Source organism: Thalassospira sp. MCCC 1A01428 (assembly GCF_002115825.1).
Classification (GTDB): Bacteria; Pseudomonadota; Alphaproteobacteria; order Rhodospirillales; family Thalassospiraceae; genus Thalassospira.
The window spans coordinates 25,325-41,750 of the sequence record NZ_JFJZ01000025.1; the positions used below are offsets into that span (position 1 = coordinate 25,325).

Annotated in this window: 11 protein-coding genes; 8 read left to right on the forward strand and 3 right to left on the reverse strand. The window is 51.9% G+C overall.

Annotation, left to right across the window (positions count from 1 at the left end; translation table 11 throughout):
- From nosZ to THS27_RS17215, 3 genes are all read right to left on the reverse strand, one after another.
- Positions 1–1,929 carry a TAT-dependent nitrous-oxide reductase gene (gene nosZ, locus THS27_RS17205; protein ID WP_085593077.1) on the reverse strand — a complete coding sequence of 643 codons (1,929 nt, stop codon included), beginning with the start codon at positions 1,927–1,929 and terminating at the stop codon, positions 1–3.
- 23 nt (positions 1,930–1,952) lie between these two features.
- On the reverse strand, positions 1,953–4,166 hold the full coding sequence (locus THS27_RS17210; RefSeq protein ID WP_246833004.1) for a NosR/NirI family protein: 2,214 nt from the start codon (positions 4,164–4,166) through the stop codon (positions 1,953–1,955).
- 297 nt (positions 4,167–4,463) lie between these two features.
- Positions 4,464–5,174 carry a cyclic nucleotide-binding domain-containing protein gene (locus THS27_RS17215; protein WP_085593079.1) on the reverse strand — a complete coding sequence of 237 codons (711 nt, stop codon included), beginning with the start codon at positions 5,172–5,174 and terminating at the stop codon, positions 4,464–4,466.
- A 250-nt stretch (positions 5,175–5,424) separates the two neighbouring features.
- On the opposite strand from THS27_RS17215, the gene THS27_RS17220 reads away from it, so the two are divergent.
- From THS27_RS17220 to THS27_RS17255, 8 genes are all read left to right on the forward strand, one after another.
- Complete coding sequence (locus tag THS27_RS17220; RefSeq protein WP_085593081.1) at positions 5,425–6,807, forward strand: nitrate/nitrite transporter; 1,383 nt, start codon at positions 5,425–5,427, stop codon at positions 6,805–6,807.
- A 12-nt stretch (positions 6,808–6,819) separates the two neighbouring features.
- The gene (locus THS27_RS17225) at positions 6,820–8,205 is read left to right on the forward strand and encodes a NarK family nitrate/nitrite MFS transporter (RefSeq protein WP_085593083.1); all 1,386 of its coding nucleotides are present in this window, start codon (positions 6,820–6,822) and stop codon (positions 8,203–8,205) included.
- 64 nt (positions 8,206–8,269) lie between these two features.
- Entirely contained in the window at positions 8,270–12,007 is a 3,738-nt protein-coding gene (locus tag THS27_RS17230) for a nitrate reductase subunit alpha (RefSeq protein WP_085593085.1), read from the forward strand.
- Entirely contained in the window at positions 12,004–13,530 is a 1,527-nt protein-coding gene (narH, locus tag THS27_RS17235; protein ID WP_085593087.1) for a nitrate reductase subunit beta, read from the forward strand. Before THS27_RS17230 ends, narH begins: the two co-directional genes overlap by 4 nt.
- Entirely contained in the window at positions 13,530–14,237 is a 708-nt protein-coding gene (gene narJ / locus THS27_RS17240; RefSeq protein WP_085593089.1) for a nitrate reductase molybdenum cofactor assembly chaperone, read from the forward strand. The genes narH and narJ overlap by 1 nt, the downstream gene beginning before the upstream one ends.
- An 11-nt stretch (positions 14,238–14,248) precedes the next feature.
- Positions 14,249–14,989: a respiratory nitrate reductase subunit gamma gene (narI, locus tag THS27_RS17245; protein WP_085593091.1), complete on the forward strand. Its 741-nt coding sequence runs from the start codon at positions 14,249–14,251 to the stop codon at positions 14,987–14,989.
- Between the two features lie 4 nt (positions 14,990–14,993).
- Positions 14,994–15,788 carry a peptidylprolyl isomerase gene (locus THS27_RS17250; RefSeq protein ID WP_085593093.1) on the forward strand — a complete coding sequence of 265 codons (795 nt, stop codon included), beginning with the start codon at positions 14,994–14,996 and terminating at the stop codon, positions 15,786–15,788.
- A 28-nt stretch (positions 15,789–15,816) separates the two neighbouring features.
- Complete coding sequence (locus THS27_RS17255) at positions 15,817–16,338, forward strand: DUF2478 domain-containing protein (protein WP_085593095.1); 522 nt, start codon at positions 15,817–15,819, stop codon at positions 16,336–16,338.
- The last annotated feature ends 88 nt before the right edge of the window (positions 16,339–16,426 follow it).

Genomic DNA, 16,426 nt, shown 5'->3' on the forward strand with positions numbered 1-16,426 from the left:
TTAGGCCGGTTTAACCAGCATACGACCGCGCATTTCCATGTGCAGCGCATGACAGAACCACTGGCAATAGAACCAGTGAACGCCCGGACGATCGGCCTTAAAGGTGACAGAAGCAGTCGCTTGTGGTGCCACCTCCATCGCAATGCCATAATTTGCAATGGTGAAACCATGTGTCAGGTCATCAACGTCATCAATATTGGTGATGAAAACGGTAACTTCGTCGCCCTGATTAACCTCGAATTTTTCCAGGCTATACATCGGCGCGCTGGAATACATGTAGACGCGCACCTTGTTACCATCGCGGATAACATCCTCGGCACTTTCAAGATCAATACCATCCTTTTTCGCCCATGCGCGCGCATCATCCCAGGTCGGATCATTACGATCCCAAACCCGAAGCGGATTCACGATTGAACGTTTAACGATGATACAATCATGCGGTTCGGCAAAGGTTGGGCCATCGTGAACAATCACCGGAGTATCCCCGGTAATATCCATCAACTGATCATTTTCCGGTTTTAACGGACCAACATTGATAAACCGGTCTTTGGAAAACTTGTTAAGGCTGACCAGCCACTTGCCATCGGCTTCCTTGGTTTCCCCCATCGAGGTATGGTTATGGCCCGGCTGATATTCGACATCGACCTTGTTCAGGATCGGATCAACTTCTTCGCCCTTGAACTTCCGCAGGGCTTTATCAATGTTCCACTTGCAAATCTGGCTATCGATAAACAGGGTGGTAAAGGCATTTCCCTGACCATCGAAAGCTGTGTGTAGCGGACCAAGGCCCAATTCCGGTTCGGCAACAACCACACCGCGCGGTTTGATTTTATCGTTAAAGCAATCTTCAAACAGGGTGACATCCAGAACCGTAACGGTCGGCGACAGTTTACCATTAATCACAACATGGCGGCCATCCGGTGCCGTATTACAACCATGCGGGCTGTTCGATACCGGCACATAACGCGTCAGGGGCGACCCATGGCGACCATCAAGCACCTTAACGCCATTCATAACCTTGAACTTGCCGTCACGAACGGCCTGTTCAATACGTTCAATCGAGAAAATAACGGCCCAATCCTGCTCTTTTGACGTCATCTCGGCCAGGGTCGTGCCTTCTTCCGAGTTATAGCAAGTCGAAATCGCGTATTTGCCCTGATAATCGGCATCGCAGTTATCCAGATTACCGTCGACGATCACCTGCCACGCCACTTCCATGCTGTCGCCATCAATGGCCGTAAAAATAGCATGGTATTTTTTCGGTTCGTCGAGAATGGAACCGTCATTGGGCATCGGCACACGATGCTCGCCATTGGCAAACACATAACCGGTACGCGGGTATTTCTGTGGCCGCAAACCGTGAATGTCCGACGCATTGGGGATTTCGGTAATTTTATCGCATTTCATAACATCGCAACGAATACGCCCAACCCGGGTGTTGGCTTTGTCATTTACAAACAAATAACGTCCGTCATAGGTGCCATCGGTAAAGGACATATGCGGGTGGTGCAAATCGCCATTCACCCAGACCCCGCCTTTATCCGCCAGAAATTTCTTCGTATCTTCGGTCAAACCTTCGGTTAAGATCTTCCGGCTTTCATTGGTTTGCCCCCAACCTGTGGCACTGCACCGGTTAAAAACGGGAATGCGCATTAATTCACGCATTGATGGCACGCCCATAATACGCACTTCACCCGCCTGGCCGCTGCTCCAGAAGCCGTAATATTCATCAAGGTCGCCTGGCGCGACCGTGGCAGATTCATGTGCAGATGCGGCTTTTGCAGAACGGCTGTTACCCAACAGCACCGAACTTCCCGCGATACCAGCAGCACCGGTGGCCGTTGCAAGACCCGCCAGTCCGGCGACTTTTGCAGTGCCTCCCAACAGGCTTCGACGTGTTAATTTCATGTTCTCGTCGTGATTAGACATAATAATGCTCCTGAAGGTGCAGGTTATGTGCCGTTCCCGGCATTCGGATCGGAATCAGGCCCAGCTTTCCCCCCGCCACCGGAAACACCCGTGGCAGGATTATTCGAAATGGGAGAAGCTGGAGGTTTGGTTTGCAAAGCCAGACGACGTTCAATCCGGGCCATTTGTTTAATGACCACCGGGCAATCATGTTCGTCGTAATAAAGTTCCTGGCAATGCAGGCAATAAAGGCATTCATTGGGGTCAATATGCCCGTCAGGGTGAATGGCCTGAACCATGCATTCGACCGAACACCGCTGACAGGGCGACCCGCAATCGCGATAGCGTTTAAGCCAGTCATTTACCCGTAAACGCGCCGGAATGGCCAATGCTGCCCCCAACGGGCAAAGATAGCGGCAATAAAACCGTTCAACAAAAAGCCCGATCACCAGCAAGATGACGGCGTAAAGAACAAACGGCCAATCGCGGACAAAAGACAAAATAATCGCGGTTTTAAACGGTTCGATTTCGGCAATACGCTCGGCCTGGTCAAAGGCATGAAACGCCACGCCAAACAACACCAGGAACGCGATGTATTTTAGCGGCCACAATCGTTGATGAACAGAAAACGGTATGGTCAGTTGCGGAATACGTATTGCTTTCGCAAGTTTGTTCAGTAATTCCTGCAATGCGCCAAACGGACACAGCCAGCCACAATAAGCCCCACGTCCCCAAAAAATCATCGCCGCCGCAACCGCAAACCACAAAATGAAGATTATCGGGTCCATCAGGAAATAGCCCCAATCGAAACCGGAACCAAACGATGTTGCCACCGTTAACACATTGATGACGGACAGTTGGGCGTGGGCGTAATACCCAATCCAGATAACAGTAAACAACAGGAAGCCAACACGGATCCGCGCAGTTAGTTTGCGACGGCGAACGAACCAGTCCTGGAAAAAGAACAGCCCGGTTAACAGCAGCATCGCTGTAATCAGCACCGCTATATCAACAACCCGTCCTTTCCAAACCCGAACCCATAGCGCGTCACGGCCATCGTCGTCATCCGCGATGACGGTGTTTCCATTTGGTGTCGACGTCGCCATCGGTGCGGCAACAGGCTCGGATTTGGCGATCTTGCGCAGATATTTGACGGGTGGTGTATAATCAAGCCCGACAATCGTGAAGATTTTATCCAGTGCACCCAATTGGCGCTGCACCAATAATTGCAAATGCCACGGTGCCGCCGGATCGAGTTTCACATCGCGCGGAACAACAAACAGGGAAACTTCGCTAAATTTTGGGGCACCCACCGCGGCAATATCACCCAACCGTTTATGATGGCGGTCCCGAAACCGGATACTGCTATCCCCTTGATTAACCTGAATACGATCGAACACACCGCCCCGAACATAGCCGGAACCCTTAAACGAATATTCGCCGTTTGCCGCAATCAGGATTGCTTGCTGGTCCGGTTTCAACATTTTTTGCAGGTTTGAATATTCAGCATCGCCCAGAAGGCTGCGTCCAATCGTCGGGATAGAGACCAGTGCTGCATAAAGATCAATAAACGTTGTATCGCCCGGAGGTGGCAGCGCCTTGCTGACGGCCCGGGGATCGGCATTACTTTCAAACGCCTGATTTATGTCATCCCGTGTGACGTTAAGCCGCCGTACAGACCCGTCACCCAACAAAGTTTGCCAGTCAACGATGGTGCTTTGGGTTGTATCAACGGCATATTGATCGGCAACACCCCCCGAAATACGCAAACCACCCAATTGCAAAGCCCGGGCAACCTTGATCGCGGACCGGCGCATTGAATCGTCAATCACCATAATGGTAACCGTTGCACCGCTTACAATATCGGAAGGCAACGCATCCTGAGTTCCGCTTTTGGCATATCCTGCCACGTCGAAACCCTTATAATTATCAATATAGTGGGTGATTTTACTTTCAGGAATTCCGACCAGAACAATCGGTTCCTTATGCGCGACCATACGGCCACCGGCAAGAACACCGTCAGCGGTAATCCCCAGCACAATATCGATTGGCTTTCCCGAATACCCAATCGAATTGGCCCAGTCGCTATTGAGGAATAAATAACCCAATAAACGGCTGCCTTGAAAAACCGGCGCCACCGGGACATCATCCTGAATGGCCCCGACACTGTCTGCTTCAGGGAAAAAGTCGGTAAGGGTGATTTTATCAAGGTAAGTGGACAAACGTTCGGCATGTGCGCCGACACTGCACAATACCAAGATCAACCCCACCAGAAAGGCACACGCCCTTCGTCCCCAAACTGTTCGGCAATATTCAGGCACGTTCCCAATTCCCCGCGTACGGGCGGTTTCAGATAAAACCGCGACCAACGTGCGAAGAACCTATCCCTTTGAGCGCGCCCCTCACTTGACTTTGGTCATTTTCTGTACGCGAGCTGGAATTGATCTAAAAGATAATTTGAAACAATAACTTAATGAAAATGATGCCATAGAATTACGTCATCAGAACAAGGGGGGAATGGTCCCTTTATTAGCCAGGCTGCCCTTGCAGCAGCCCTATTCCGTTAACGGCACGTCAGATTCATCAATTAGCGGGCTGGGCTTTGCCAAATTTTGCAGCGCGTCAAAATCGGCAATTTTTACATGCTGGGCGTCAATTTCAACGCCATAGGGCCGGAGCCCACGAATAGCACGCGACAGGTTTTCAGGGGTCATCCCTAAAAAAGAAGCGATCTTGCGTTTTTCGATCGGCAAATCAAACTCGGCATTGCATCCTTCAATCTCATATTGATGCAGCAAATAATTTGCCAACCTTTCCAAAGAACTGCGCAATTTCAAATTTTTGGTGTTTTTAATTACTGTACGATACCGTGCCGAAAGTTCCCGAACCACACTACGGGCAAAAGCACCATCCGCATCAAAGACCTTCCGCACATCGGACGACGGCAACAAAATCAACCGCGATTTTTCCAATGTTCGCGCCGACATAAGATAAGGGGCATCGTTAATTGTCGCCGCCAGAATAAAGGTCGCAATCGGTTCTACCGTTGCAATCGTGGTCTCATGACCGTTCCATGATGCAAATAATTCCACCCTGCCTTCCAAAACGACATGCAGAAAATCACTCATATCCCCCTCGGTGATCAGGTCAACCATTGGCGGAAAAGTCTGCACGTACGCACCATGCATCAAGTCCTCGAATCGTTCTTCCGACATCTCACGGAACAACTCAAGATCACGCAAATCAGGCACATCCGACGGGCGCATGATGTTTATCCTTCTTCTCACTTGATAATTATCAAGCATAAACAAAAAATTACTCAACCAAGTAAGCAATAAATATTTACTTCAATACTGAATAATCAATATTTATAATTATCACCTTTTGTGTCCACGATTATTTTACACGACTAAAATGATTTATTGATTCTGATCAAGTTTTTGACCTCTCCCTGACGCATTACTGCATTCCGAAAGGCGCACGGATATCGCGCCAACGGAAAAGAGAGGGACGAAAATGTATGCTCTCAGCAAGGTAACCCGAACAGATCAGGCGCGAGCCCTGGGGTTAAGCACCTTTGCATTCACCACGTGTTTTGCTGTCTGGACTATTTTCTCCATTATTGGTGTCAAGATCAAAGGCGAACTTGGACTTACAGATACCCAATTTGGCCTGCTCGTCGCAACACCTGTGCTGACCGGGTCGATCAGCCGGATTTTTCTCGGCATCTGGACTGAGCAGTTCGGCGGGCGAATTATTTTTCCGCTGCAAATGCTGATAACCGCAATTGCCGTGTGGTTACTTACCTCGGTTCACAGCTATCCGGTATTCCTGCTAGCCGCCCTTGGACTGGGTCTGGCGGGCGGGTCCTTTATTGTTGGCGTGGCCTATGTATCACGCTGGTTTGAAAAGGATCGCCAGGGAACGGCGCTTGGCATTTTCGGGGCTGGCAATGTCGGTGCCGCCGTTACCAATTTTGCCGCCCCCTTTCTTGTTGTTGCGTTGGGTTGGCAGGGTACGGCCAAGGTATATGCCATCGTACTGGCAATCATCGCGGTGCTTTTTTTCGTGTTTGCCAAAACAGACCCGGTACATCTGGAACGCAAACGCTCCGGTGAAGGTCCAGTATCGACCAGTGCCCAACTCGCCCCTCTAAAGAACATGCAGGTGTGGCGTTTTTCAATCTATTACTTCTTCGTTTTCGGCGGCTTTGTGGCGCTGGCATCGTTTCTGCCACGCTATTATGTCGGGGCATATGGCCTTGAGCTGACAACAGCGGGTGTATTTGCCGGTCTTTATTCCTTGCCGGGGTCAATCTTCCGGGCATTAGGCGGCTGGATGTCAGACAAATGGGGCGCACGCGCCGTGATGTATCTGACCTTCATCGTCTCGCTAATCTGCCTGTTTTTCCTAAGTTACCCGACGACAGCCTATACCATTTCAGGCATTCACGGACCGATCTCGTTTAATTTCGGGGTATCGCTGCACGTTTTTGTCGCCCTTACCATTGCGCTTGGTTTTGTCATGAGTTTGGGTAAAGCCGCCGTTTACAAACATATACCGGTTTATTACCCGCACCATGTCGGCGCGGTGGGTGGCCTGGTTGGTATGATTGGCGGACTGGGTGGTTTTTTCCTGCCCGTCGCCTTTGGGATGCTGCTGGATGCAACCGGGGTCTGGACCGCGCCCTTCATGCTGTTATTTGCCATCGTCGCAATTTCAACGGTGTGGATGCATGTCGTGATCCGCAAAATGGAACACCGTCGCCATCCGGCCCTTGCCGACGAAAGATACCTTTCCGATTTGCCCGACCATCCCCTGGGCGCTCCAACATCGCGTGCCAAAACGATGTCTGACACCACTGGTGTGAACACCACCGGTCGGCCAACTGCACGCTAAAGGAAACTTGTCATGAATGTTCAAACTCGCCAAAATCGCTATATCCTTACCGATTGGCGCCCGGAAGATAACAGGTTTTGGGACACAACCGGGGCCTCTGTTGCGTCCCGCAATCTCTGGATTTCCATTCCGTGCCTGCTGCTGGCCTTTTCTGTCTGGATGGTGTGGTCGGTGGTGGTGGCAAAATTGCCCGCCATCGGATTTAACTACACTACGGGCGAATTATTCTGGCTGGCGGCTTTGCCTGGTTTGTCTGGTGCAACCCTGCGCATTTTTTACAGCTTCATGGTGCCAATTTTCGGTGGCCGTTTGTGGACAACCCTGTCAACCGCATCACTTTTGCTCCCCGCTATTGGCATCGGCTTTGCCGTACAAACCCCGGATACACCCTATTATATCTTTTTGATATTGGCCCTGCTTTGCGGGCTGGGGGGCGGAAATTTTGCCTCATCAATGGCGAATATTGCCTTTTTCTACCCTAAAAAAAGCAAAGGGAATGCCCTGGCCTTAAATGCCGGATTGGGCAATCTGGGCGTATCGGTCATGCAATTTGCCGTGCCAATGGCAATTACCACCAGTGTGTTTGGTGTACTGGGCGGCGACGGGCAAACGCTTTCTGATGGCGGGCAGTTGTGGGTGCAAAATGCCGGTTTTATCTGGGTACCATTTTTGATCATCGGTTCTATCGCCGCCTGGTTTGGCATGAATGATATTGCCGACGCCAAAGCCAGCTTCAAGGAACAGTCGGTTATCCTCAAACGCCGTCATAACTGGATCATGTGCATCCTTTATACGGGTACTTTTGGCTCGTTCATCGGGTATTCCGCCGGTTTCCCGCTTCTGATGAAAACCCAGTTCCCCAGTGTTGATGTTTTGGCATTTGCCTTTCTTGGCCCGCTTGTCGGGGCTCTGTCACGCGCGGCCACCGGCTGGATCTCGGATCGCTTTGGCGGCGGGCGTGTCACCTTGTGGACGTTTATCGCAATGATCGCCGCTGTCATCGGTGTTTTGCATTACCTGCCTTCGGGCAATGTACCGGGTGACTTCTGGGGCTTTTTCACATGCTTCATGGCGCTGTTTTTCCTGACCGGCGTTGGCAATGCGTCCACCTTTCAAATGATCCCGTCAATTATGCGTCAGGAAGTGCCGCGTTTGATGCCCACGCTTGACGGTGCGGCAACCCTCAAACAGGCCGAACGCGAAAGTGCTGCGATTATCGCCTTCACCTCTGCGATTGCCGCATACGGCGCATTCTTCATTCCCAAAGCCTATGGCACGTCAATCGGGCTTACCGGTGGCCCCGAAGCCGCCCTTTGGTTGTTTGCCGCCTTTTATGCGGTTTGCGTGGTCATTACCTGGGCTTGCTATGCCCGCAAAGGGGCAAAGGTTCCCTGCTAAGTCCCCGCTGGCAAGTCCCGCCTTGCTACGCCCCTGCCTTCAGGAGAGAGAGAGAGAAAGAAAAATGAGCCATCTGCTCGACAGACTGAACTTTTTTCAGTCCAAAGAACTGGAAACATTTGCCAATGGTCACGGTCAGGTCACACGTGAAAACCGTGATTGGGAAGATACCTATCGTAATCGCTGGCGCCACGATAAAATTGTTCGTTCGACACACGGGGTAAATTGTACCGGGTCGTGTTCCTGGAAAATCTATGTCAAATCCGGCATTGTTACCTGGGAAACCCAGCAAACCGATTATCCGCGCACACGACCCGACCTTCCCAACCATGAACCGCGCGGCTGTGCACGTGGTGCCAGCTATAGCTGGTATCTATATTCGGCAAACCGGGTGAAACACCCCCTTATTCGCAGCAGGCTTTTGCGGGCCTGGCGCAAAATGCGTCAGTCCATGAATGCCACCGATGCCTGGACGGCCTTACAGAACGATCCAATCTTGCGCGCATCCTATGTTAAAATGCGCGGCAAGGGCGGGCTGGTGCGTGCCACATGGGATGAAGCCACCGAAATCATCGCCGCTGCCAACGCCTATACCACCAAAAAATATGGCCCGGACCGCGTATTTGGCTTTTCGCCCATTCCGGCGATGTCGATGGTGTCCTATGCTGCGGGTTCGCGCTATCTGTCGCTGCTTGGCGGCGTATGCATGAGCTTTTATGACTGGTATTGCGACCTGCCACCTGCCAGCCCGATGACATGGGGCGAACAAACCGACGTTCCTGAAAGTGCTGACTGGTATAATGCCGGCTTTTTATTGCTGTGGGGTTCAAACGTTCCACAAACCCGAACACCCGATGCCCATTTCTATACCGAAGCCCGCTATCGTGGTGCAAAATCAGCCGTCATTTGCCCGGACTATTCCGAAGCCGCCAAATTTGGCGATATATGGCTGGCCCCTAAACAGGGGACCGACAGTGCCCTGTCGATGGCAATGGGACATGTCATTCTGCGCGAATTTCATCTGGACCGGCAGGCAGACTATTTTGAGGATTATTGCCGCCGCTATAGCGATATGCCAATGCTGGTTCGCCTGGAAGAAAAAGACGGCAAACTAATCGCCGGGCGTTTTTTACGTGCCGATGACCTGGCAGACAAGGCCGGTGCCACCAATAACCCGGAATGGAAAACACTGGCCCTTGACCAGGTTTCGGGCAACATTGTCGCCCCCAACGGCTCGATTGGTTTTCGCTGGGGCGAAGACGGCAACTGGAACCTGGAAGACCGGGCTGGCACAAACAAGACCGAGCTGAAAATGTCCCTGATCCTGGAACAGGATCATGATGAGGTTGTTGCGGTTGATTTCCCCTATTTCGGCGGGGCCGCCAGTGACAGCTTTGTCAAATGTGAACATCCCGATATACTTACCCGTAATATTCCGGTCAAAAACATTGAGCTTGCCGATGGCACGGCAAAAGTCACCACAGTATTTGATCTGTTTTGCGCCAATTATGGCCTTGATCGCGGGCTGGGCGGCGCATGGGTTGCCAAAAGCTATGATGACGATGTGCCCTATACCCCGGCATGGGCCGAAAAAATCACCGGCGTTCCAGCCGCAAAAATTACCATGGTCGCCCGCGAATTTGCCCTGAATGCGGAAAAAACCCGTGGCAAATCGATGGTCATTCTGGGGGCCGGGCTGAACCACTGGTACCACATGGACATGAACTATCGCGGCATCATCAACATGCTGGTGATGTGCGGCTGCGTCGGGCAATCTGGCGGCGGTTGGAGCCACTATGTCGGCCAGGAAAAACTGCGCCCGCAAACCGGCTGGCAACCGCTGGCCTTTGGCCTGGACTGGTCCCGCCCACCGCGTCATATGAATGCGACATCCGCGTGGTATGCCCATACCGACCAATGGCGTTATGAAACCCTTAAGGCCGATAAAATCCTGTCCCCCACGGCCCCTGCAGGTGATTGGGATGTCAGCCTGATTGACTATAACATCCGGGCCGAACGCATGGGCTGGCTGCCTTCAGCCCCGCAATTGCGGACCAATCCGCTTGATGTTGCAAAATCAGCAAAAGCCACAGGTTTGGACGTTAAGGACTACATCGTCCAAAATCTGAAATCGGGTGATTTGCAAATGTCTTGCGAAGATCCTGACGCCCCTGAAAACTGGCCGCGCAACCTGTTTGTCTGGCGTTCGAACCTTTTGGGGTCTTCAGGCAAAGGGCACGAATATTTCCTTAAGCACCTTTTGGGCACCGATCACGGTGTTCTGGGCAAAGACCTGGGCCAGGAAGGCAACGTTGAAACCAAAGAAGCCGTTTGGCACGACAAAGCCCCGGAAGGCAAACTTGACCTTCTGGTCTGCATTGATTTTCGCATGTCTACCACGGCGGTTTATTCCGATATCGTCCTGCCAACGGCAAGTTGGTACGAAAAGAATGACCTGAATACATCGGATATGCATCCGTTTATCCATCCGCTTCAGGCGGCAGTTGACCCGGCCTATGAGTCCAAATCCGACTGGGAAATTTTTAAATCCATTGCTAAAAAGTTTTCCGAGGTTGCGCCGCAAATTCTCGGTGTTGAAACCGATGTCGTTGCTTTGCCGATCCTGCATGATACCCCGGCAGAAATTGCGCAAGACCAGGTTCGCGACTGGAAAAAAGGCGAATGCGACCTTATTCCAGGCAAAACCGCGCCCAACTATATTACCGTGGAACGCAATTATCCGGCCCTTTACGACCAGTTTGTCGCAGTCGGCCCGTTACTTGACAAAATGGGTAACGGCGGCAAAGGCATTTCGTGGCCAACCAAACCCGAAATACAGCATCTGCGGGACCTTAACGGCGAATGGACAGAAGGCCCGGCCAAAGGTTGCGCCAAAATCGTCACCGATATTGACGCCACCGAAGTCATCCTGATGCTGGCCCCGGAAACCAACGGCGAAGTTGCGATCAAGGCCTGGGAAGCGCTGGGCAAGTTTACCGGGCGTGATCACACCCATCTGGCGCGATCCAAGGAAGACGAAAAAATACGCTTCCGCGATATTGCCGCCCAGCCGCGCAAAATCATCTCGTCGCCGACATGGTCAGGCATCGAAAGTGACGAAGTTTGCTATAACGCCGGATACACCAATGTTCATGAACTGATCCCGTGGCGGACCCTGACAGGTCGTCAGCAGCTTTATCAGGATCACTTGTGGATGCGGGCCTTTGGCGAGGGCTTGTGCTGTTATCGGCCTCCGGTCGATCTTAAAACCATAACGCAGGAAGTTAATTCCGACGCGCGCGACGGACAACCCCATGTGGTGTTAAACTTTATTACCCCACACCAGAAATGGGGCATTCACTCCACCTATTCCGACAACCTTTTGATGCTGACCCTCAATCGCGGCGGTCCGGTCGTATGGATCAGTGAAACCGATGCAAAAACGGCGGGTATTGTCGATAACGACTGGGTGGAAGTTTACAATGTGAACGGCGCACTTACAGCACGCGCCGTGGTGTCACAGCGCATCAAGGACGGCACGTTGTTCATGTATCACGCGCAAGAAAAAATTGTGAACACACCGGGTTCGGAAAAAACCGGCAAACGTGGTGGCATTCATAATTCAGTGACCCGCACAACCCTTAAACCCACCCATATGATCGGCGGTTATGCCCATCAAAGTTACGGTTTTAACTATTACGGCACCGTTGGTTCCAACCGCGACGAATTTGTCATCGTTCGCAAAATGAACCGTGTGGACTGGCTCGACCAGCCCGCCGCCATCGAGGAGGCAGCACAATGAGAATTCGCGCACAAATCGGCATGGTGCTGAACCTTGATAAATGTATCGGCTGCCACACTTGCTCGGTCACGTGTAAAAACGTATGGACCAGCCGTGACGGTGTTGAATACGCCTGGTTTAACAATGTCGAAACCAAACCCGGCATGGGCTACCCGCATGACTGGGAAAACCAGAAACGCTGGAAAGGGGGCTGGGAACGCACCAAATCGGGCAAACTTCAGCCCAAACAGGGGGCAAAATGGCGCATCCTTGCCAATATTTTCGCCAACCCGTCCCTGCCCGAAATTGACGATTATTACGAACCGTTTGATTTCGACTACGACCATTTAAAATCCGCTCCGGAAATGCAGGCATTTCCGACAGCACGCCCGCGGTCAAAGATCACCGGCGAACGGATGGAAAAAATTACAGCCGGCCCCAACTGGGAAGAAATCCTGGGCGGCGAGTTTTCCAAACGGTCACAGGATTACAATTTTGAAGGCATTCAAAAGGAAATCTACGGGCAATACGAAAATACCTTCATGATGTACTTGCCCCGATTGTGCGAACATTGCCTTAATCCGGCCTGTGCCGCGTCGTGCCCGTCTGGCGCGATTTATAAACGCGAAGAAGACGGCATTGTCCTGATTGATCAGGAAAAATGCCGGGGTTGGCGCATGTGCGTTTCGGGTTGTCCCTATAAAAAGGTCTATTATAACTGGTCGACCGGCAAATCGGAAAAATGCACCTTTTGCTATCCGCGCATTGAAAGCGGCAATCCAACTGTTTGCTCGGAAACCTGTGTCGGTCGTATCCGCTATCTCGGGGTCATGCTTTATGATGCTGATGCCATCGAAACCGCGGCAAACATGGAAGACGAAAAAGATCTGTATCAGGCCCAGCTTGATATTTTTCTCGATCCGAATGACCCCGAAATACAAAAACAGGCTATTGCCGATGGCATTCCGCCTGCATGGGTAGAATCAGCCAAAAACTCGCCCGTCTGGAAAATGGCGATGGACTGGAAAGTTGCTTTTCCACTTCACCCCGAATACCGGACCTTGCCGATGGTTTGGTATATTCCGCCGTTATCCCCCATTCAAAATGCCGCCGAAGCAGGCCAAATTGGCCATGACGGCGAAATGCCCGACGTTCGCAGCCTGCGCATTCCGGTACGCTACCTTGCCAATATGCTCACTGCTGGTGACGAAGCACCGGTTATTTCCGCCCTTGAACGTATGCTGGCAATGCGAACCTATATGCGGTCCAAAACCATTGATGGCGTTATTAATACCGGCATTGCTGACCGTGTTGGCCTTAGCCCGGCCATGATCGAAGACATGTACAAAATCATGGCTTTGGCAAACTACGAAGACAGGTTTGTCATTCCCACGACACATCGGGAAGTCGTTGAAGAAGCCTACGACCTGCGTGGCGGCTGCGGCTTTACCGATGGCAATGGCTGCTCGGGTGGTATCAGCCAGGCCTCGCTGTTTGGTGGCGGCAAAAAGAAAACAATGACCCTTCCCTCGGAGGCATTCTGATGATCATGACATTCAAGGCCCTTTCGGCATTGTTAACCTATCCCGGTCAGGAACTTCAGGAAGCGTGCGCGGAAATTCCAACTGTTTTGCACAACGAGGCACTTCTCTCGTCTACGACAATCGCACAGATCACCCCTTTATTAACCGAACTGGCGACAAACGACATTTATGATCTGCAAGAACGTTTCGTAACCCTGTTTGATCGTTCCCGCACCCTGTCGCTTAACCTGTTCGAGCATGTTCACGGCGAAAGCCGTGATCGTGGGGCAGCAATGGTTGATTTGTTAGAAACCTACCGCGCGGCCGGGTTTGAACCAGCCACCACCGAACTGCCCGATCATTTACCGGTATTGCTGGAATTTCTGGCAACCCGCCCCCTGACCGAGGGCTGCGAAACCCTTGCCGATGCGGCCCATATTATTGACGCCCTGCGTGATCGGCTTTCTCGCCGCGACAGCAGCTATGCTGCGGTTTTTGCGGCCCTTAACGAATTGGCACTGGGCGACACCAACAAAACCGCGCTTGCCGAACTTTTGGCAATCCCCGAAGACGACCCCGACGATCTCGCCGCCCTGGATGCCGTTTGGGAAGAAAGCGAAATCGTTTTTGGACCCGACCCCAACGGAGATTGCCCCCAGGTTCGCGACATATTGAACCGTATGGATGATCGCACTTCGTCACAGGCCGCAACAGCCGGTTTTAAATAAAGGAAAACACAATGCATAATTTTCTTTTTGGTGTTTATCCCTACATCGCCTTAACCGTTCTGGTTGTGGGTTCCATTGCGCGGTATGAACGTGATCCTTTCACATGGAAGTCATCGTCCAGCCAGTTATTGCGCCGCAAACAACTGATTGCCGGATCAATCCTGTTTCACGTCGGTGTTCTAACCATTTTTGCCGGCCATTTTGTTGGTTTGCTTACCCCCATTGCCCTGTTTGACACCCTGGGGATCAGCCATGGCGCAAAACAGACCCTAGCCATTGTTGCAGGCGGCATTGCCGGAATTATGGCGCTAGCGGGCGGAGCGATGCTGCTACATCGTCGCCTGACCGACCCGCGCATTCGGGCAACGTCCAGTTTTGCCGATACCGGTATTCTGGTTGTGTTACTGGTGCAACTTGTGTTGGGTATCAGCACTATTTTTGTATCGCTACAACATCTTGATGGTCATGAAATGACCAAGTTCATGGCGTGGGCACAGGGCATTTTCACCCTTCAATCAAACGCAGCCAGCCATATCAGCGATGTCGCATGGATCTTTAAAATTCATCTGGTGCTAGGGCTAACGATATTTGTTTTGTTCCCCTTTACCCGACTGGTTCACATGTTGTCTGTCCCAATCAGGTTCTTGTTTCGCCCCGGCTATCAAGTGGTGCGGTCACGTCGGCAGTCCCCGCTGCCCCCACGTAAAGCAAACGCAACTGCACATTCCAGCCTCACCAAACCGGCGGAGTAATATCATGAGCGACGCATTTTTACCTGATATCGTTGTTAATGGCGACACGATCCCGGCAAGTGAAGTATCGGCAGAACTGCAAAATCACGACGTCCCGCAAGGTCAACAAGCCATGGCATGGCGCCGAGCGGCCCGTGCGCTAACCATTCGCACCCTGTTATTGCAAGAAGCAAAAAAACGGGACCTTGTCGCGACGGCCCAAAATATTGCCCCGGGCAAAAACGAAACTGAAACCGAGGCGTTGATCCGGGCCTTGCTTGAACAGGCGCTCCCTGAAACCAAACCCGATGAAACCACCTTGCGCGCCTATTACGACGCCAATCCCGAACGTTTCCGCGCCCCGTCGTTATACGAAGCATCACATATCCTTTTTTCGGCCGACGAAACCGAACCGGCACGCCAAAAAGCACGGGCAAAAGCAATAGCCGCGTTGCAGATTCTTTCGCAAGACCCGGAACAGTTTCGCAAGCTCGCCCGCACCGAAAGCGATTGTTCCTCGCGCCAATCCGACGGGCGTTTAGGGCAAATAAGTCGCGGTGAAACCATGGAAGCATTTGACAGGATGCTTGATCAGTTAGAGCCGGGCTCGATCGCCCCGGAACCCGTTGAAACCCGTTTTGGCTTTCACATCCTGCGTCTTGATGCGCGGGCCGAAGGTGCAATATTGCCGTTTGAAAATGCCCGGCCCCGAATTGCTGAAGCAACTGAAAAAGCCGCATGGACACGCGCAGCCAATGATTTTGTCACAAGCCTTGTCAAACATGCCGACATTTCAGGCATCGACATGCGCCCCGAATAACGGCCACAAGAACAGGAGCACGCACGTTATGGAAATCGCATTCATAAGTTCGAACGAACGCGGTGGCACAGACCGAGTATTGGCCAGGGTTGCATCCCGGCTTGAAAAACAGGGTTTTCGACTGGCTGGTGTTGTGCAAACCAATTTCGACCGACCGGGAACGCATCATTGCGATATGGATGTCCGCGTATTACCCCACGGGCCCGTTGTGCGGATTTCTCAAAATCTTGGTGCTGAATCACATGGGTGCCGCTTGGATCCGAATGCGCTTGAAACCGCAGTTGCTTCGGTTGAAACCATGTTTAATGACGGATCGCCAATTGATTTTCTGATCCTAAACAAATTTGGTAAACACGAGGCCGAAGGACGTGGATTCCGAACCTTGATCGGTGAAGCCATGATACGGAATATTCCGGTCTTAACGGGCGTCAATACCCTTAACCGCGAAGCATTTGATACATTCACCGATGGACTTGCCCAGCCATTGGCAAATGATGAAAACACCGTATTAGACTGGTGCCTGCAGCAAAAATCGCTAACAGCCGCTTGATATAAAATATTGCTGAGATTAACGAGGATCGGGGCTTACATCGGTATAATGCAAGCCCCGGTTGTTTGTATTGCGCCAGCCATTTGGC